Raw genomic sequence first — 16,764 nt, 5'->3', positions numbered from 1 at the left:
GCGGGAAAATCGAACCGAGCGGTTTTCTCGAATCGATCCACGCCCTACTGTTCCCGTTGCGTCGAACGAGCCGAGGATCGCCCAATTCAAGGGCGGCCCGGAAAAGACATTGGTGGATAGGGGTTTGGTTATGTGGCATCGCGACGCCGGAAGCAGGCATGCCGTGTGCGTGGCTGCCGTGCTTGCGGCCCTCGGGTCGTTACCCGCGAAGGCCCAGAGTCTTGATGAGGCCTTGGCCGCAGCCTACACGAACAACCCGTCGCTCAATTCGCAGCGCGCCGCGACCCGCGCCACCGACGAATATGTGCCGATCGCCCTGTCGAGCTACCGTCCGCAGATCTTCGCGAGCGCGGATGCCGGGGTGACCTGGCTCGAAAACAAGGGGCCGATCACGGCTTTCCGGACCGTGCCGATCACGCCCGACAATCCCGACGGCCTGCAGCAGGTGCGTTTCCGCGGGGTGTCGCAGTCGACGCTGAAGCCTTACGGCGCTGGCGTCACCATCAGCCAGACGCTGTATGACGGCCTGCGTACCGCCAATTCGGTCCGCGGCGCGGAATCGCAGGTGAAGGGCCAGCGCGAACTGCTGCGCAACACCGAACAGCTCGTGCTGCTCGACGCCGTCACCGCCTACATGAACGTGCTGCAGAATTCCGCCCTGCTGGAACTGCAGCGGCAGAACCTCGAGGCCCTGCAGGAAGAGCTGCGCTCCACCAGGGACCGCTTTGCGGTGGGCGAGGTGACCCGCACCGACGTCGCGCAGGCCGAGGCTTCGGTGGCCAACGCGCAAAGCGAGCTGGCGCTCGCCGAATCGAACCTCAATTCGGCCCGCGCCACCTTCTACCGGGTCATCGGCCTGCAGCCGAAGAAGCTCGCGCCCGGGCGCCCGATCGACAAGCTGCTGCCCAAGGTGCTGGACGCGGCGGTGCAGTCCGGCATCACCCAGCATCCGGCGGTGAAGGCCGCCATGTTCGCGGTCGACCAGGCCATGGCGAATGTGAAGGTGGCCGAGGGCGCGCTGCAGCCCACCCTTTCGCTGAACGGGCAGGTGTCGCAGGACTACAACGTCTCGCCGAATGTCGACCGCCAGTCCACGGCGGCCGTGGCGCTGAACCTCTCCGTGCCGATCTACCAGGGCGGCGGCGAATACGCGACCATCCGGCAGGCGAAGGAGACGCTTGGCCAGTTCCGCATGGAAGTGGACGTGAACCGCGATCAGGTTCGCGCCAATGTCGTGCAGTTCTGGGGCGCGCTCGAGGCTGCCAAGGCGGCCATCGAATCGGCCCAGGCCTCCGTCGCTGCCAACGAGATCGCGTTGAAGGGCGTGCGCGAGGAGTGGCGCGTCGGCCAGCGCACCACGCTCGACGTGCTGAACGCACAGACGGCGCTGTTCAATGCCCGCGCCAGCCTCGTCATCGCCCAGCGCGACCGCGTCGTCGCCTCCTATGGCGTGCTGTCGGCCTCGGGCAAGCTGAGCGCGGTCAATCTCGGCCTCAAGGTCGCGGTCTATAATCCCAAGGTTCACTACGATCAGGTGCGCGACGCCTGGATCGGCGTGCGCACGCCGGACGGCAAGTGATCGCTCCTTGATGGGGTCCTGCGCCGGCTGAACGGCGCGGTATTCCGCCACGCCCGTGCCGCGGCGTCCCGGTCGCCTGCGTCCGCCCTGCCACAGCGCGCCGCGATCGTCCGCGTGGCGCGGCAAGGGTGTGAGCAACCGCCGGGCGGACGTGGTTTCGTCCTGTCGTCAATGACATAGTTACCGAAATGCAGACGGGTGATTCGTCCCGGCCGCGCGGAGGCCGGACGGACGCCCGCTCGAGGGCCAGTGAACGGGAAGACGCGCATGTCGATGCCTGCACGCAGCAGCGATACGTCGATGGAAGAGATTCTCGCATCCATCCGCCGGATCATCGCCGACGATGCGCCGCGCGCCGCCCAGCCCCGCTTCGAGCGCGCCGCTGGTCCGCGTCCCCTCGAGCGCGAGGAGCGGCGGGAGGAGCCCCGCTTCGAGCCGGAGCCCGCGCCCGCCGCCCATGTCGATGTGCCGCGCGATCTGGCGCCGCTGGAGGCGCCGGACGACGAGCCCGATTACGCGCACGAGGAAGTCGCCGCGGTGGCGAGCGAACTGGCGCGGGTCGAGAGCGAGGTGCGCTCCGCCATCCGTGAGGGGCTTTCCGGCCCGGTCCGCGTGACGGAAACGGCGGCGTTCATCGATACGCCGGCCGCCGCGCACCTGCCGGATTCCGGCCGAAGCGCGGCCCCTGCGCCGGAGGCGAGCTATCCGCGCGGCCCGTTCGATCCCGCCGCGCCGCGCGCGGGCGACCGCGAGCCGCTGGTCTCTCCGCCGACCAATGCCGCCGTCGCCGCCTCCTTCGGCACGCTGGCGCGCACCATCATGAACAACAACACCCGCTCGCTCGAGGATGTCGTCGCCGAGCTGCTGCGGCCCATGCTGCGCAGCTGGCTCGACGACAACCTGCCGGGCGTGGTCGAGCGGCTGGTCCGCGCCGAGATCGAGCGCGTCGCCCGCGGCGGGCGCTGAGACGCGGAACCTTCCGCAGCGGGTGATGGGCTGCCCGGCGCGCCGCGCGGTTGATTTTGCCGGGCGGCTCTGATTTGTCTCGCGCTCCTCAATTCGCGTGACCGCCGGAGCCGCCATGCTCGACAACAGGTTCGACCCCGCCGCCGTCGAGGCGCGCATCTACGCCGCGTGGGAAGAGGCGGGCGCCTTCCGGGCCGGCCGGCCGGAGCGGGCGGGCGCGGCGCCCTATTGCATCGTCATCCCGCCGCCGAACGTCACCGGCTCGCTCCACATGGGGCACGCCCTCAACAACACGCTGCAGGACATCCTCTGCCGCTTCGAGCGCATGCGGGGCAGGGATGTGCTCTGGCAGGTCGGCACCGACCATGCCGGCATCGCCACCCAGATGGTGGTCGAGCGCCAGCTGGCCGAGCGCCAGCTTCCCGGCCGCCGCGAGATGGGCCGCGACGCCTTCGTCGAGCGCGTCTGGGCGTGGAAGGAGGAATCCGGCGGCGCGATCATCAACCAGCTGAAGCGCCTGGGCGCCTCCTGCGACTGGTCGCGCGAGCGCTTCACCATGGACGAGGGGCTCTCCCGCGCCGTCCTCAAGGTGTTCGTTCAGCTCTACAAGGAAGGGCTGATCTACAAGGACAAGCGGCTGGTGAACTGGGACCCCAAGTTCCAGTCGGCGATCTCCGACCTGGAGGTCATCCCGGTCGAGGTGAAGGGCCATCTCTGGCACTTCCGCTATCCGCTCGCCGACGGCCTCACCTACGAGCATCCGGTGGAGTTCGACGCCGACGGCCAGCCGACGCTCTACGAGACGCGCGACTACATCACCGTCGCCACCACGCGGCCCGAGACCATGCTCGGCGACACCGCGATCGCCGTGCATCCCGAGGATCCGCGCTATCTGGCGCTGGTCGCCGCCAACGCGCATGCGATCCTGCCGATCGTCGGCCGGCGCATCCCCATCGTGCCCGACACCTATTCTGACCCGACCAAGGGCACCGGCGCGGTGAAGATCACCCCGGCGCACGACTTCAACGATTTCGAGGTCGGCAAGCGCCACGATCTGCCGATGATCAACGTGCTCGATGCCGAGGCGCGGATCACGCTGGCGGGCAATGACGACTTCCTCGCCGGCCTCGAGCCGACGCCGCTGCAGCTCGGCGTGTTCGGGCAGCTCGACGGCCTGTCGCGCGAAGAGGCCCGCAAGCTGGTCGTCAAGATCATGGAGGAGGGCGGCAAGCTCGATCGCATCGAGCCGAACACCCACGTCGTCCCCCACGGCGACCGCTCCAACGTAGTGATCGAGCCCTGGCTCACCGACCAGTGGTATGTCGACGCCCACACCCTCGCCCAGCCCGCGCTCGCCGCGGTGCGCGAGGGGCGTACGAAGTTCGTGCCCAAGAACTGGGAGAAGACCTATTTCGACTGGCTGGAGAACATCCAGCCCTGGTGCGTCTCGCGCCAGCTCTGGTGGGGCCACCAGATCCCGGCCTGGTACGGGCCGGACGGCACCGTCTTCGTCGAGGAGACCGAGGAGGAGGCGGTCGCCGCTGCGCTCGCCCACTGCGTCACCAATGGCATCATCACCGATGCCGAGGCGCAGGAACTCGCCGCCGACCCCGAGAAGCGCGCCGCCCTGATCACCCGCGACGAGGACGTGCTCGACACCTGGTTCTCCTCCGCGCTGTGGCCGTTCTCGACGCTCGGCTGGCCGGACGAAACCCCGGAGCTCGCCCGCTTCTACCCGACCTCGGTGCTGATCACCGGCTTCGACATCATCTTCTTCTGGGTCGCCCGGATGATGATGATGGGCCTGCACTTCATGCCCGAGGTGCCGTTCGCCGACGTCTACATCCACGCCCTCGTCCGCGACGAGAAGGGCGCCAAGATGTCGAAGTCGAAGGGCAACGTCATCGACCCGCTCTCGCTGATCGACCAGTATGGCGCCGACGCGCTGCGCTTCACGCTGGCGGCGATGGCGGCGCAGGGCCGCGACATCAAGCTCGCGACCAGCCGCGTCGAGGGCTACCGTAACTTCGCGACCAAGCTCTGGAACGCCGCCCGCTTCGCCGAGATGAACGGCTGCACGCGCGATCCGGCATTCGACCCCAAGGCGGTGTCCGCGGCGCTGAACCGGTGGATCCTCGGCGAGGCGCAGCGCGCGGTCGGCGAGGTGACCGAGGCGATCGAGGCCTACCGCTTCAACGATGCCGCGGGCGCCGCCTATCGCTTCGTCTGGAACATCTTCTGCGACTGGTATCTCGAACTCGCCAAGCCCGTCTTCCTCTCCGCCGACAGCCCGTGGAAGGCCGAGACGCGGGCGACCACCGCCTTCGTGCTGGACGAGATCCTGAAGCTGCTGCACCCCTTCATGCCGTTCCTCACCGAGGAATTGTGGGCGCGGACGGGCGGGCAGGGGCTGCTGGCGCTCGACGCCTGGCCGGCGCTGGAGGGCCTCGCGGCGCCGCAGGCGGAGGCCGAGCTCGGCTGGCTGGTCGATCTCGTCACCGAAATCCGCTCGGTGCGCGCCGAGATGAACGTGCCCGCCGGCGCGCAGATTCCGCTGGCGCTGGTCGCGCCGGGCGGCGAGACCCGCGAGCGGGTGGCGCGCTGGGACGAGACCATCCGCCGCCTCGCCCGGCTCTCGGCCATCGAGACCGTCGCGGAGGCACCGGCGGAATCGGCGCAGTTCGTGGTGCGCGGCGAGACCGCGGCGCTGCCGCTGGCCGGCGTCATCGACCTCGCCGCCGAGTCGGCACGGCTCGCCAAGGAACTCGGCAAGGCCGGTGACGAGATCGCCAAGATCGACGCCAAGCTCGGCAATCCCGATTTCCTCTCCCGCGCCAAGGAGGAGGTGATCGAGGAGCAGCGCGAGCGCCGCGACAGCGCCGAGGCCCGCGCCGGCAAGATCCGCGAGGCGCTCGCCCGGCTCGGCCGCCCGGCGGCGTGAGCGAGCGGCGGCGCGGACGTCATCGCGCGGTCATGCCGGGCGCTGACAAGGCGTCGGCAGGCATGATCGCCGGCAGGTTCTGGAGGCCCGTCCCGTGGAGCCGTTCCTCAATTCGTTCCTGGCGCCCGATCTCGTCCAGACCCTGATCGGACTTGCCGTCGCCTTCGCGCTCGGCACGCTGATCGGGGCGGAGCGACAATACCGCCAGCGCACCGCCGGGCTGCGCACCAACGTGCTGGTGGCGCTCGGCGCCTGCCAGTTCGTCGATCTCGCCATGCATCTCACCGGCCCGGACGGGGCGGTGCGCGTCATCGCCTATGTGGTCTCGGGCATCGGCTTCCTCGGCGCCGGCGTGATCATGAAGGAAGGCACCAACATCCGCGGCCTCAACACGGCGGCGACGCTGTGGTGCTCGGCGGCGGTGGGCGCCTGCGCGGGCGCGGACCTCGCCGCGCAGGCGATCCTGCTGACCGTGTTCGTACTCGCGGGCAACACCATGCTGCGCCCGCTGGTGAGCGCGCTGGAGCGCCTGCCGCGCGCCGACGAGCAGACCGAGGCGACCTATGGCGTCAGCCTCGTCGCCCCCGTCGCCGCGGCGAGCGAGCTGCGCGCCCGCATGTCGACGCTGCTGGAGGCGGCGCAATTTCCGGTCGAGGACATCGAGGTGGAAAGCCGCGCCGACGGCATGGCGGAACTGCGCGCCACCCTCGTCAACACCTCGGTGAAGGTGTCCGAGCTCGACGCGGCGCTCGCCCGGCTGCGCCGCCTGCCGGACGTCGCCGCGGTGACCTGGACCCGCAGCGCCGCCGACTGAGGCGGCCCGGCCGCAGGCTCAACGATCCTCGCCGGCGGGCGGCACCAGCGGCGCGTCCTCGGGGCCGTTCGCCACCGGCGGCAGGAATTTGTCGAGCTCGGCCCGCAGCCGCTCGATCACGTCGGCAGCCTCGGACAGTTCGTCCTCGACCTTGTCGCGCGGGAAGCGGTCGAGACCCGCCGCCATCGCCCGCAGCCTCTCGACGATGTTGCCGCTCGACATGCCCGTCTCCCTCTCCGCGCCGCCGTCCGGCCGGCGTGACCCTGATGCTTCCCATCGCCGACGCCCGGTGACGCGATGATGACGGCGTGCCCTAGGGGGCTGCCGGCACCGGGCAGGACATGTCGCCTTCCTCGCACGCCAGCAGCGGCGCGAGTTCGGCGACGCGCTTCAGCGTCAAGGCCTCGCGGCATTGGGCGACCAGCATCGGATGGATGCTGCCCTGCGCGGCCGGCGAGGTGAGGAAGGTGCATTCGGCGTCGCGGAAGCCGAGCCAGGCGCGCTGGGCCGCGACGAGCAATCCGCGCGTGTCGGCATCGTCCTTCAGCCGCGCGGTGATCTGGCGGTAGATCGCGTTCAGCCGGTCGTCGGCCTTCTTGAAGGCGGCGATGGCGCAGATGTTGAGACCGCCCTGGGTCTGGTCGGCACAGTCCTGTGCGTGGGCGCTGCCGGCGGCGAGGAGGAGCAGTCCGGCGAGGGCGATCCCGGCGGGTCCGATGGTCGTCATTCAGCACCTCTTCCGCAGCGTTTTCGATCAGAAATTTGTGACACCTTGGCAACACCACCCTGCATTCGCAAGCGGCGGCCCAGGCGTGATCGCAGACGCCGCGAAGCCGCCACAAACCCGCACGAAATCCGACTGAGACGCGGTGGAGAGTAGCGTCCGGGTGATGTTACCCGAGAGTTCCACCGACGCCGGGGTGTATGCGTAGCATGGACGCCAGAACCATCATCGACAAAGGGAAACTGCCGAGCCGGCACGTGACGGAAGGCCCGTCGCGCGCGCCGCACCGGTCGTATCTCTATGCGATGGGGCTCACCCGCGAGCAGATCCACCAGCCGCTGGTGGGCGTCGCCTCCTGCTGGAACGAGGCCGCGCCCTGCAACATCTCGCTGATGCGGCAGGCGCAGGCGGTGAAGAAGGGCGTCGCGGCCGCCGCCGGCACGCCGCGCGAATTCTGCACCATCACCGTCACCGACGGCATCGCCATGGGCCATGAGGGCATGAAGTCCTCGCTGGCCTCGCGCGAGGTGATCGCCGACAGCGTCGAGCTCACCATTCGCGGCCATTCCTATGACGCGCTGATCGGCCTCGCCGGCTGCGACAAGTCGCTGCCGGGCATGATGATGGCGATGGTGCGCCTCAACGTGCCGTCCATCTTCATCTATGGCGGCTCGATCCTGCCCGGCTCCTTCCGCGGCCAGCCGGTGACCGTGCAGGACATGTTCGAGGCGGTGGGCAAGCATTCGGTCGGGCTGATGTCCGACGACGACCTCGACGAGCTGGAGCAGGTCGCTTGCCCCTCCGCCGGTGCCTGCGGTGCCCAGTTCACCGCCAACACCATGGCGACCGTCTCCGAGGCGATCGGCCTCGCGCTGCCCTATTCGGCCGGCGCGCCGGCGCCCTACGAGATCCGTGACCGCTTCTGCGCGGCGGCCGGCGAGCAGATCATGGAGCTGATCGCCCGCAACATCCGCCCGCGCGACATCGTCACGCTGAAGGCGCTGGAGAATGCCGCAACCGTGGTGGCGGCCTCCGGCGGCTCGACCAATGCCGGCCTGCACCTGCCGGCCATCGCCCATGAGGCGGGCATCAAGTTCGACCTGTTCGACGTCGCCGAGATCTTCAGGCGCACGCCCTATATCGCCGACCTCAAGCCCGGCGGGCGCTATGTCGCCAAGGACATGTTCGAGGCCGGCGGCATCCCGCTGCTGATGAAGACGCTGCTCGATCACGGCTACCTGCACGGCGACTGCCTGACCGTGACCGGCCGCACCATCGCCGAGAACCTCGCCTCGGTGAAATGGAATCCGCACCAGGATGTGGTGCGCCCGGCCAATGAGCCGATCACCGCCACCGGCGGCGTGGTCGGCCTCTCGGGCAACCTCGCCCCCGACGGCGCCATCGTGAAGGTGGCGGGGATGAAGACCCTCGCCTTCGCCGGCCCGGCCCGCTGCTTCGACAGCGAGGAGGCCTGCTTCGAGGCCGTCACCCAGCGCGCGGTGAAGGAAGGCGAGGTGCTGGTGATCCGCTACGAGGGCCCCAAGGGCGGCCCGGGCATGCGCGAGATGCTGGCAACCACCGCCGCGCTCTACGGCCAGGGCATGGGCGACAAGGTCGCGCTGATCACCGACGGGCGCTTCTCGGGCGCCACGCGCGGCTTCTGCATCGGCCATGTCGGGCCGGAGGCGGCGGTCGGCGGCCCGATCGCTCTTCTCCGCGACGGAGACATCATCCGCATCGACGCCGTGGCGGGAACGCTGGCGGTCGATCTGACGGACGAGGAACTTGCCGCCCGCCGGGCGGCGTGGACGCCGCGCCCGTCCGCCTTCGGGTCGGGGGCGATCTGGAAATTCGCGCAGTCGGTTGGGCCTGCCCGCGGGGGCGCGGTGACCCATCCCGGCGGTGCCGCCGAGACAATGTGTTATGCCGATGTTTGACCGTTCCGCTCTCGCCCTCGTCCTGGCACTCGGCCTCGCCCCGGCGGCTCTCGCCCCCGTGCCGGCCTTCGCCTTTGACGGCAATACCGATTCCAGCGCCATGACCGTGGCGCCGGGCGCCGTTCGTCCGATCGACGAGGCGGTGCGGCTCGGCACCCGCGCGCTGCGCTCCGGCGAGACCGAGAAGGGCGTCGATTCCCTGCGCTACGCCGCCGACCAGGGCCATGCCGGCGCGCAGTGGAAGCTCGGCCGCATGTATGCGGACGGGGAGGGCGTCAAGCGCGACCAGCTCAAGGCGTTCGACTACTTCACCCAGGTCGCCAACATGCACGCCGACGACAACCCGTCGGCACCCACCTCGCGCTTCGTGGCGGACGCCTTCGTGGCGCTCGGCGGCTATTACCTCTCGGGCATCCCGAACAGCCAGGTGCGCAAGGATGTCGGGCGCGCCCGCGACCTGTTCGCCTATGCCGCCTCCTATTTCGGCAGCCCGGATGCGCAGTACCAGCTCGCCCGGCTCTATCTCGACGGCACCGGCGTCAACCGCGACCCGCGCCTTGCCGCCCGCTGGCTCGGCCTTGCCGCGCAGAAGGGGCAGTACCAGGCGCAGGCCATGCTCGGCAGCCTGCTCTATAAGGGCGGCGACGGCATTCCCAAGCAGGCGGCGCGCGGCCTGATGTGGCTGACGCTGGCGCGCGATGCCGCGGCCACCGGCGACGACAAGTGGATCGTCGACCTCTACAACGACGCCTTCGCCGACGCGAACAGCGACGAGCGGGCGCTGGCGCTTGTCTATCTCGAGCAGCATATGGGCGTGGGCAAGTAGGCTTAAGGGGCATCCTGCCGCGCGGCTGCGCTCCACGAGCCTGTTCTGACGCATCCCCCGCAGCACCGTCATCCCGGCCGGAGCGGCAGGCGAAGAGCCAGGATCTCCTACCAGGAAACCTTCGCGATCCCGGATACGGCCTGCCGCCGTTTTGGGATGACGCTCGAGCATTTCCCGATCAGATGGACTCATCTGATGGAAAAGGAATTGCCCCAGCTCTTTGAATCGGGAGCAGTTCCTGATCGTTCGGATGTTCCATCCGAACGGGACGGGCTCTTGCGGAGGGCTTTCCAGACAGGCTCCCGGCGCGCCGCTGCCGCCTGACGCGAGGAGGCCGCGCTCCCGCGGCGCCCGGACGTCCCCGCATTCCTGCTGCCGCGCGCCGCCATCTCCCGCGCGTCGTCCTCCGGCTTGACCGGAGGACCTGCCTGCCTCACGCGCGCCGCCGCATCGTGGCGGGCACGGGCGAGCCGGGCCGTGACGGGGAGGAGCGTGCCGCGCCCGGGCGCCGGTGCGGGTCGGCGATCCCGGCTCTCCGCCTTCGGCTGCGGCCGGGATGACGATCGTGCCGCCGCCACGGACGGCGGGAGTCGCCACCCACCACCGCCGGGCCGGTCGTCCGATCGCCATGCGGCGGATCGCGTCCCATCGCCGTGCCATAAAAGAAAACGGCCGGGTTGCCCCGGCCGTTCTCCGTTCCCTTGGCGCCGCCCAGCCCCCGCCCGGCGGCCAGGAAGCATCAGAACTTGTAGTTCACGCCCATCTTGACGGTCTGGATCTTCAGATCGACGTTGGTCGAGTAGATGTCGTCGAAACGGACAGCGTTGTAGTTGTCGCTGCCGAGGTCGGCGTACAGGTACTCGGCCTTGACGGTCCAGTTGTCGGTGATGGCGTACTCGACGCCGCCGCCGATCGTCCAGCCGATCGAGGTGTTGTCGTCGCTGCCCGAGTAAGCCGTCTCGCCGTCGAACACGGTGGCGCGGACTTCGTTGTGGGCCCAGGCCAGACCGCCGGTGATGTACGGCAGGAAGTGATCGATGGCGTAGCCGAGGCGAACCCGGGCGGTGCCGAAGTAGTCGATCTTGTTGGTGCCGTAGACGTCGAGGAAGTCGTTGAAATAGACCGAATCGGTCAGCGAGCCGAACTCGATGTCGGCTTCCACGCCGAGAACGACGTTGTTATCGAACTGGTAGTTGTAGCCGACCTGGCCACCGCCGAACCAGCCCGACGGATCGACGCTGGCGACATAGACGGCGTCATAGATCGGGGTGTTGGTATCGGCCGAACCCCAGCCATAGCCGACGTTGGCGCCGATGTAGAAGCCGGTCCAGCTGAAGGACGGCACGACGGCGATCGGCGCCTTGACCGGGTAGGGGGCCTTGGCGGAGAGATCCGCGGCGGACGCGGCGCCGGCGGAGAAGGCGAGGCAGGCGACGCCTGCGAGAAGGATCTTTTTCATGGGGGGCCACTCATTTACTGCGCTTGACGCGATGGGCAGGTTCTATACCCGGCCCCCGCGAAAAGCTGTCACCCGCCGGTCACACCCGCCAACTTATATGTGTACGTACAAATTTACCTTGGGTCAACGCTTTTCCAGCGTCAGGTCGGCCCATACCGGTACGTGATCGGACGGTTTTTCCCAGGCGCGCACATGCTTGTCGATGCCGCACCCGGCCAGCCGGTCCGCCGCCTGCGGCGACAGCAGGATGTGGTCGATGCGGATGCCGTTGTTCCGCGGCCAGGCGCCGGCCTGATAGTCCCAGAAGGTGTAGAGCCCTGCCGCATCGGTGGTGGCGCGCACCGCGTCGGTGAGGCCGAGCCCGGTCAGCGCCCGGAAGGCGGCCCGCGTCTGCGGCAGGAACAGGGCGTCCCCGGCCCAGGCGGCGGGATCGTGCACATCCGCCGGCTCGGGGATGACATTATAGTCACCGGCGATCACCAGCGGTTCCTCCAGCCGCAGCCGATCGGCGACGAGCTCCCGCAGCCGCGCCATCCAGCCGAGCTTGTAGGCGTATTTGTCGGTGCCGGCCGGATTGCCGTTGGGCAGGTAGATGCCGCACACGCGCAGCACGCCGCCTTTGGTCGACACCACCACCTCGATGAAGCGCGACTGCACGTCGCCGTCATCCCCCGGCAGCCCGGTCGTCACCTCGTCGAAGGGCAGGCGCGAGAGGATGGCGACGCCGTTGAAGGTCTTCTGCCCGTGCACCGCGACATTGTAGCCGAGATCCTCGAACACCCCGCGCGGGAAGGCGTCGTCGAGGCACTTGATCTCCTGCAGGCAGACGATGTCCGGCTGGCGTTCCTTCAGCCAGGCCACCGCCTGGTCGACGCGCTGGCGAATCGAATTGACGTTCCAGGTGGCGATGCGCATGCGCTTGCTGTCCGCTTCCGACGGGGCGTGCGCCCCTTGAATCGCGCGCAGCATGCCGGGGTGAGGGGCGCCGCGCAAATGGCGCTCAGCGCGGCGCGCGCTGCCGGATCTTCTCGTCGGCGACGCAGTAGCGGCCGTGCTGGCAGGCGGAGTCGGTCAGCCGCCGGTCGAGGCCGCGCATCATCGCGGCGAAGTGGGTCCACAGATGGGCAAGGACCATTTCAGTCTCCATCGGCCGGGGTCGGCCGTGATGGAGAGTGTGGGCAGCACCGCATAAAGTTTCGAGACAGAAAGCGGGACGCCGACGTAAGGCCGGCATAAATCTGCCGTTCACAGCACGCCGAGCAGCCGCCGCAGGATCAGCGCCGAGGAGCGCGCCACCTCCGCGCCGAAGGCGTGGAAGTCGAGATGCGACTGCGCCCCGGCGAGGTCCGAGAGCGCCCGGATCACCAGCCAGGGCACGCCGAACGCCGCGCAGGCCTGCGCCATCGCCGCACCCTCCATCTCCACCGCCTGGGCGCCGAATCGCGCGAACAGCGCTTCGCGCACGGCTTCGCTGTTGACGAAATAGTCGCCCGTCAGCACCTGCCCGGTGACGAGCCGGGGCGGCGCGCCGGTGCCCCCGGCGGCATGGGAGAGCGGCGCCAGTTCCAGCCCCTGAAGCGCCGCGCCGGCGCGGGCCAGCAGCGCCGCATCGGCCGGAAGACCCAGCCCGTCGGCCGGGTTGAAGAAGGGCAGGTGCCCGGCCTGATAGGTGACGAAGCCCGACGGCGTCGAATAGCCGGCATCGTGCTGGATCACATGCTCCGCCAGCACCACGTCGCCGATGGCGAGCGCCGGATCGAGGCCGCCGGCGACGCCGGAGAACACCACCGCCCGTGCGCCGAAGCGCTCGATCAGCAGTGTCGCGGCGATGGCGGCGTTGACCTTGCCCATGCCGGCCTGCGCCAGCACCACGTCATGCCCGTCGAGCCGACCGGCATGAAAGCGCATGCCGGCGGCGGTGCTGGTCGCGTCGGCATCGAGTGCGGCGGTGAGGCCGGCAAGTTCCTGCGGCAGCGCGCAGAGCACGCCGACCGGACGCATCAGAGCGCGAAGCTGGTGCCGCAGCCGCAGGAGGCGGTGGCGTGGGGATTGGCGATCTTGAACGAGGCGCCGATCAGGTCGTCGACGAAATCGATATGCGAGCCGGCCATATATTCCAGCGACATCGGGTCGATCACCACCGTCGCGCCGGCCCGGTCGATGACGATGTCGTCCTCGGCCCGCTCGCGGGTGATGTCGAACTTGTACTGGAAGCCGGAGCAGCCGCCGCCCTCGACGCTGACCCGCAGCACGCTGGCGGCGGGCTCGTCCTTGAGGATCTCGGCGATGCGGCGGGCCGCGCGGTCGGTGACATCGACGCCGGCGGCGGCCTCGGTTGCGGCAGGGGCGGTCATGGGCAGACCTTCGGGTTGAATCCGTTTCGTCCCATAGTTAAGTGCTGCCGTCGCCGAGTCAAAGGGGCGGCGGACGAGGTTCGCGGGGCCGGCGCCGGATGCCGGGCCCGCACGGCGGGGAGGGCGCGGGCATGGCGGTCGCGGGGGCGGTACCGCGCGTGGCCTTTGCGGCCCGCGCCGAGGAGAGCCGCGGCCGGCTGATCGCCGAGCCGGCCGGCGGGGGGCGCAGCGCCTTCCGCCGCGACGCCGACCGCATCATCCATTCCAGCGCCTTCCGCCGCCTCGCCCACAAGACGCAGGTCTTCATCTATCACGAGGGCGATCACTACCGCACCCGGCTCACCCATACGCTGGAGGTGGTGCAGATCGCCCGCTCGCTCGCCCGCGCGCTCGGCCTCGACGAGGATCTCGCCGAGGCGCTGGCGCTCGCCCATGATCTCGGCCATCCGCCCTTCGCCCATGCCGGCGAGCGGGTGCTGGACGCCTGCATGCGCGACTATGGCGGCTTCGACCACAACGCGCAGGCGCTGCGCGTCGTCACCCGCCTCGAGAACCGCTATCCCGGCTTCGACGGGCTGAACCTCTCGTGGGAGACGCTGGAAGGCATCGTCAAGCACAACGGCCCGCTCGACACGGCGGCGCTGCCGCACGCCGTCGCCGTCCACGCCGCGCGGCAGGACCTCTGGCTGTGGAGCTGGCCGTCGGCCGAGGCGCAGGTCGCCGCCATCGCCGACGATATCGCCTATGACGTCCACGACATGGATGACGGCCTGCGCGCCGGCCTGTTCGCGCTGGACGACATCGCCGGCCTGCCGCTGGTCGGCGGCCTGATCGGCGAGGTGCGCGGCGACTGGCCGGGCATCGAGCCGGGCCGCCTCGTGCACGAGATCGGCCGCCTGCTCATCACCCGGCTGATCGAGGACGTGGTCGCCGAGACCGGCCGCCGCGCGGCGCGTCTGGCGCCATCCTGTGCGGACGACGTGCGCCGCGCCGGCGCCGCGCTTGTCGGCTTCTCGGAAGGCACGGCGCAGGCGGAGCGGGCGATCAAGGACTTCCTCTTCCCCCGCATGTACCGGCACCCGCGCGTGATGGGCGTGATGACCGCCGCCGGCGAGGTGGTGCGCGACCTGTTCGGCCGCTACATGGGCGATACCGCCGCCCTGCCGGCCGAGTGGCGCGCCACGGTGGAGGGGCTCGCGGAAGAGCGTCGCGCCCGTCGCATCGCCGATTTCATCGCCGGCCAGACCGACCGCTACGCGCTCGCCGAGCACGCCCGGCTTTTTGACTCGACACCGGAACTGCGCTAGGCGCCCCCTCGCTTTCCGGGAGCCGTTCCATGAACATTTTCGCGATTTTCGCCGGCCATGTCCGCGCCGCGGTCGAGGCCCTTGCCACCGAGGGCGTCCTGCCCGCCGGGCTCGATGCCTCCCGCGCCGTCGTCGAGCCGCCGCGCGATCCCTCCCATGGCGATCTCGCCAGCAATGTCGCGATGGTGCTGGCCAAGGAAGCGCGCGCCAAGCCGCGTGACCTCGCCGAGGCGGTGGCGGCCAAGCTGCGCGCGGTGGATGGCGTCGCGGCGGTGGAGGTCGCCGGTCCCGGCTTCATCAATATCCGCCTCGACGGCTCGATCTGGCCGCAGGTGCTGAAGGCCGTGCTCACCGAGGGGCCGGGCTTCGGCCGCGCCGCGATCGGGGCGGGGGCGCCGATCAATGTCGAATATGTCTCCGCCAACCCGACCGGGCCGATGCATGTCGGCCATTGCCGGGGCGCGGTGTTCGGCGATGCGCTGGCGAACCTGCTCGACGTCGCCGGCTTCCAGGTGACGCGCGAGTATTACATCAACGACGCCGGCGCGCAGGTCGACGTGCTCGCCCGCTCCGCCTATCTGCGCTACCGCGAGGCGCTGGGCGAGACCGTCACCATCCCGGAGGGGCTGTATCCGGGCGACTATCTCATCCCCGTCGGCGAGGCGCTGAAGGCCGGCTTCGGCCCGGGCCTGATGGACAAGCCGGAGGCGGAATGGCTGCCGATCGTGCGCACGGTCGCCATCGACGCCATGATGGCGATGATCCGCGAGGACCTGTCCCGGCTCGGCGTCGAGCACGCCGTGTTCTTCTCCGAGCGCACGCTGCACGACCGGGCGGGCGGCAACGGCTCGACCATCGACCGGCTGCTGGACGAACTGCGCGCCCGCGACCTGGTCTATGAGGGCCGCCTGCCGCCGCCCAAGGGCGAGCTTCCCGAGGACTGGGAGGATCGCGAGCAGACCCTGTTCCGCGCCACGCAGTTCGGCGACGACATCGACCGCCCGCTGGTGAAGTCGGACGGCAGCTACACCTATTTCGCCGCCGACATCGCCTATCACAAGAACAAGGTCGACCGCGGCTTCAACGCCATGATCGACGTCTGGGGCGCCGACCATGGCGGCTACGTCAAGCGGATGCAGTCCGCGGTGAAGGCGGTCAGCGACGGAAAGGCGAGCCTGGACATCGAGTTGTGCCAGCTTGTTCGCCTGTTGCGTGATGGCGAGCCGGTGAAGATGGGGAAGCGCACCGGCAATTTCGTCACCCTGCGCGAGGTGGTCGAGGAGGTGGGGCGCGACTCCGTCCGCTTCATGATGCTCTACCGCAAGAACGACGCGCTGCTCGACTTCGATCTCGCCAAGGTGATCGAGCAGGCGCGCGAAAACCCGGTGTTCTATGTGCAGTTCGCGCATGCCCGCTGTCGGTCGGTTTTACGCAACGCGAAGATTGCTTTCCCGGACCTCGCCGACGCGCCCGTCGCCTTTGCCGACGCCGATCTCGCGCGGCTCGACGACGAGGGGGAGATCGCCATCGCCAAACTCATGGCGAGCTATCCCCGACTGATCGAGCAGGCGGCCCTGGCGCGCGAGCCGCACCGGGTGGCATTCTACCTCTACGACCTCGCAACTGCCTTGCACGCCCAATGGAATCGCGGGACTGACCTGCCTCATTTACGCTTCATTATCGAAGATGATCGATTCTTGACCCATGCTCGACTCGGTCTCGTTCACGCCGTATCGGTCGTTCTTGCTTCCGGACTGGCGATCCTCGGCGTCGGTGCGCCGGAGGAAATGCGGTGAGCATGCCGGGCCGGCCCCCAGGTCTCTCGAACGGGGTGCGGGGGATACCGGTCGCGGCGAC

General features: G+C 69.4%; 15 protein-coding genes. 8 read left to right on the top strand and 7 right to left on the bottom strand.

The window, feature by feature from the left end:
- Nucleotides 1–130: 130 nt before the first annotated feature.
- From ACEUEL_RS08440 to ACEUEL_RS08425, 4 genes are all read left to right on the top strand, one after another.
- Nucleotides 131–1,579 (top strand): TolC family outer membrane protein, encoded by a 1,449-nt coding sequence (locus ACEUEL_RS08440; protein WP_405703928.1) that lies wholly within the window; start codon nucleotides 131–133, stop codon nucleotides 1,577–1,579.
- A 267-nt stretch (nucleotides 1,580–1,846) separates the two neighbouring features.
- Nucleotides 1,847–2,545, top strand: a complete 699-nt coding sequence (locus ACEUEL_RS08435) for a PopZ family protein (protein ID WP_405703927.1) — start codon at nucleotides 1,847–1,849, stop codon at nucleotides 2,543–2,545.
- 115 nt (nucleotides 2,546–2,660) lie between these two features.
- On the top strand, nucleotides 2,661–5,486 hold the full coding sequence (locus tag ACEUEL_RS08430) for a valine--tRNA ligase (RefSeq protein ID WP_405703926.1): 2,826 nt from the start codon (nucleotides 2,661–2,663) through the stop codon (nucleotides 5,484–5,486).
- A gap of 94 nt (nucleotides 5,487–5,580) precedes the next feature.
- Nucleotides 5,581–6,300 (top strand): MgtC/SapB family protein, encoded by a 720-nt coding sequence (locus tag ACEUEL_RS08425; RefSeq protein ID WP_405703924.1) that lies wholly within the window; start codon nucleotides 5,581–5,583, stop codon nucleotides 6,298–6,300.
- Between the two features lie 18 nt (nucleotides 6,301–6,318).
- Here ACEUEL_RS08425 and ACEUEL_RS08420 read toward each other — a convergent pair whose 3' ends face one another.
- A complete protein-coding gene (locus tag ACEUEL_RS08420; RefSeq protein ID WP_405703923.1) occupies nucleotides 6,319–6,522 on the bottom strand; it encodes a hypothetical protein in 204 nt (67 codons plus the stop codon).
- Between the two features lie 91 nt (nucleotides 6,523–6,613).
- Nucleotides 6,614–7,027, bottom strand: coding sequence for a lysozyme inhibitor LprI family protein (locus ACEUEL_RS08415; protein WP_405703921.1), 414 nt, complete (start codon nucleotides 7,025–7,027; stop codon nucleotides 6,614–6,616).
- A 206-nt stretch (nucleotides 7,028–7,233) separates the two neighbouring features.
- Here ACEUEL_RS08415 and ilvD point away from each other — a divergent pair, with 206 nt between their 5' ends.
- Nucleotides 7,234–8,961: a dihydroxy-acid dehydratase gene (gene ilvD / locus ACEUEL_RS08410; RefSeq protein WP_405703920.1), complete on the top strand. Its 1,728-nt coding sequence runs from the start codon at nucleotides 7,234–7,236 to the stop codon at nucleotides 8,959–8,961.
- A complete protein-coding gene (locus ACEUEL_RS08405; protein WP_405703919.1) occupies nucleotides 8,954–9,787 on the top strand; it encodes a tetratricopeptide repeat protein in 834 nt (277 codons plus the stop codon). Before ilvD ends, ACEUEL_RS08405 begins: the two co-directional genes overlap by 8 nt.
- A 739-nt stretch (nucleotides 9,788–10,526) precedes the next feature.
- Here ACEUEL_RS08405 and ACEUEL_RS08400 read toward each other — a convergent pair.
- From ACEUEL_RS08400 to erpA, 5 genes are all read right to left on the bottom strand, one after another.
- The gene (locus ACEUEL_RS08400; RefSeq protein WP_405703917.1) at nucleotides 10,527–11,246 is read right to left on the bottom strand and encodes an outer membrane protein; all 720 of its coding nucleotides are present in this window, start codon (nucleotides 11,244–11,246) and stop codon (nucleotides 10,527–10,529) included.
- 123 nt (nucleotides 11,247–11,369) lie between these two features.
- Nucleotides 11,370–12,161: an exodeoxyribonuclease III gene (xth, locus tag ACEUEL_RS08395; protein ID WP_405703916.1), complete on the bottom strand. Its 792-nt coding sequence runs from the start codon at nucleotides 12,159–12,161 to the stop codon at nucleotides 11,370–11,372.
- 85 nt (nucleotides 12,162–12,246) lie between these two features.
- A complete protein-coding gene (locus tag ACEUEL_RS08390; protein ID WP_405703914.1) occupies nucleotides 12,247–12,381 on the bottom strand; it encodes a hypothetical protein in 135 nt (44 codons plus the stop codon).
- Nucleotides 12,382–12,491: 110 nt separating this feature from the next.
- Entirely contained in the window at nucleotides 12,492–13,247 is a 756-nt protein-coding gene (locus tag ACEUEL_RS08385) for a 5'-methylthioadenosine/adenosylhomocysteine nucleosidase (RefSeq protein ID WP_405703913.1), read from the bottom strand.
- The gene (gene erpA / locus ACEUEL_RS08380; RefSeq protein ID WP_405703911.1) at nucleotides 13,247–13,600 is read right to left on the bottom strand and encodes an iron-sulfur cluster insertion protein ErpA; all 354 of its coding nucleotides are present in this window, start codon (nucleotides 13,598–13,600) and stop codon (nucleotides 13,247–13,249) included. Before erpA ends, ACEUEL_RS08385 begins: the two co-directional genes overlap by 1 nt.
- A gap of 131 nt (nucleotides 13,601–13,731) precedes the next feature.
- On the opposite strand from erpA, the gene ACEUEL_RS08375 reads away from it, so the two are divergent.
- Nucleotides 13,732–14,907, top strand: a complete 1,176-nt coding sequence (locus ACEUEL_RS08375; RefSeq protein ID WP_405703909.1) for a deoxyguanosinetriphosphate triphosphohydrolase — start codon at nucleotides 13,732–13,734, stop codon at nucleotides 14,905–14,907.
- A 29-nt stretch (nucleotides 14,908–14,936) separates the two neighbouring features.
- Nucleotides 14,937–16,703 carry an arginine--tRNA ligase gene (gene argS, locus ACEUEL_RS08370; protein ID WP_405703908.1) on the top strand — a complete coding sequence of 589 codons (1,767 nt, stop codon included), beginning with the start codon at nucleotides 14,937–14,939 and terminating at the stop codon, nucleotides 16,701–16,703.
- Nucleotides 16,704–16,764 lie beyond the last annotated feature (61 nt).

The sequence above is a fragment of the Ancylobacter terrae genome (genome assembly GCF_045108345.1).
Lineage (GTDB): Bacteria > Pseudomonadota > Alphaproteobacteria > Rhizobiales > Xanthobacteraceae > Ancylobacter.
This window is presented reverse-complemented; position numbering and strand designations above follow the sequence as displayed.

Coding starts and splice junctions, on each gene's coding strand:
- ACEUEL_RS08440 (WP_405703928.1), top strand. CDS start 131: ATGTGGCATCGCGACGCCGGAAGCAGGCATGCCGTGTGCGTGGCTGCC.
- ACEUEL_RS08435 (WP_405703927.1), top strand. CDS start 1,847: ATGTCGATGCCTGCACGCAGCAGCGATACGTCGATGGAAGAGATTCTC.
- ACEUEL_RS08430 (WP_405703926.1), top strand. CDS start 2,661: ATGCTCGACAACAGGTTCGACCCCGCCGCCGTCGAGGCGCGCATCTAC.
- ACEUEL_RS08420 (WP_405703923.1), bottom strand. CDS start 6,522: ATGTCGAGCGGCAACATCGTCGAGAGGCTGCGGGCGATGGCGGCGGGT.
- ACEUEL_RS08415 (WP_405703921.1), bottom strand. CDS start 7,027: ATGACGACCATCGGACCCGCCGGGATCGCCCTCGCCGGACTGCTCCTC.
- ilvD (WP_405703920.1), top strand. CDS start 7,234: ATGGACGCCAGAACCATCATCGACAAAGGGAAACTGCCGAGCCGGCAC.
- ACEUEL_RS08405 (WP_405703919.1), top strand. CDS start 8,954: ATGTTTGACCGTTCCGCTCTCGCCCTCGTCCTGGCACTCGGCCTCGCC.
- ACEUEL_RS08400 (WP_405703917.1), bottom strand. CDS start 11,246: ATGAAAAAGATCCTTCTCGCAGGCGTCGCCTGCCTCGCCTTCTCCGCC.
- xth (WP_405703916.1), bottom strand. CDS start 12,161: ATGCGCATCGCCACCTGGAACGTCAATTCGATTCGCCAGCGCGTCGAC.
- ACEUEL_RS08390 (WP_405703914.1), bottom strand. CDS start 12,381: ATGGTCCTTGCCCATCTGTGGACCCACTTCGCCGCGATGATGCGCGGC.
- ACEUEL_RS08385 (WP_405703913.1), bottom strand. CDS start 13,247: ATGCGTCCGGTCGGCGTGCTCTGCGCGCTGCCGCAGGAACTTGCCGGC.
- erpA (WP_405703911.1), bottom strand. CDS start 13,600: ATGACCGCCCCTGCCGCAACCGAGGCCGCCGCCGGCGTCGATGTCACC.
- ACEUEL_RS08375 (WP_405703909.1), top strand. CDS start 13,732: ATGGCGGTCGCGGGGGCGGTACCGCGCGTGGCCTTTGCGGCCCGCGCC.
- argS (WP_405703908.1), top strand. CDS start 14,937: ATGAACATTTTCGCGATTTTCGCCGGCCATGTCCGCGCCGCGGTCGAG.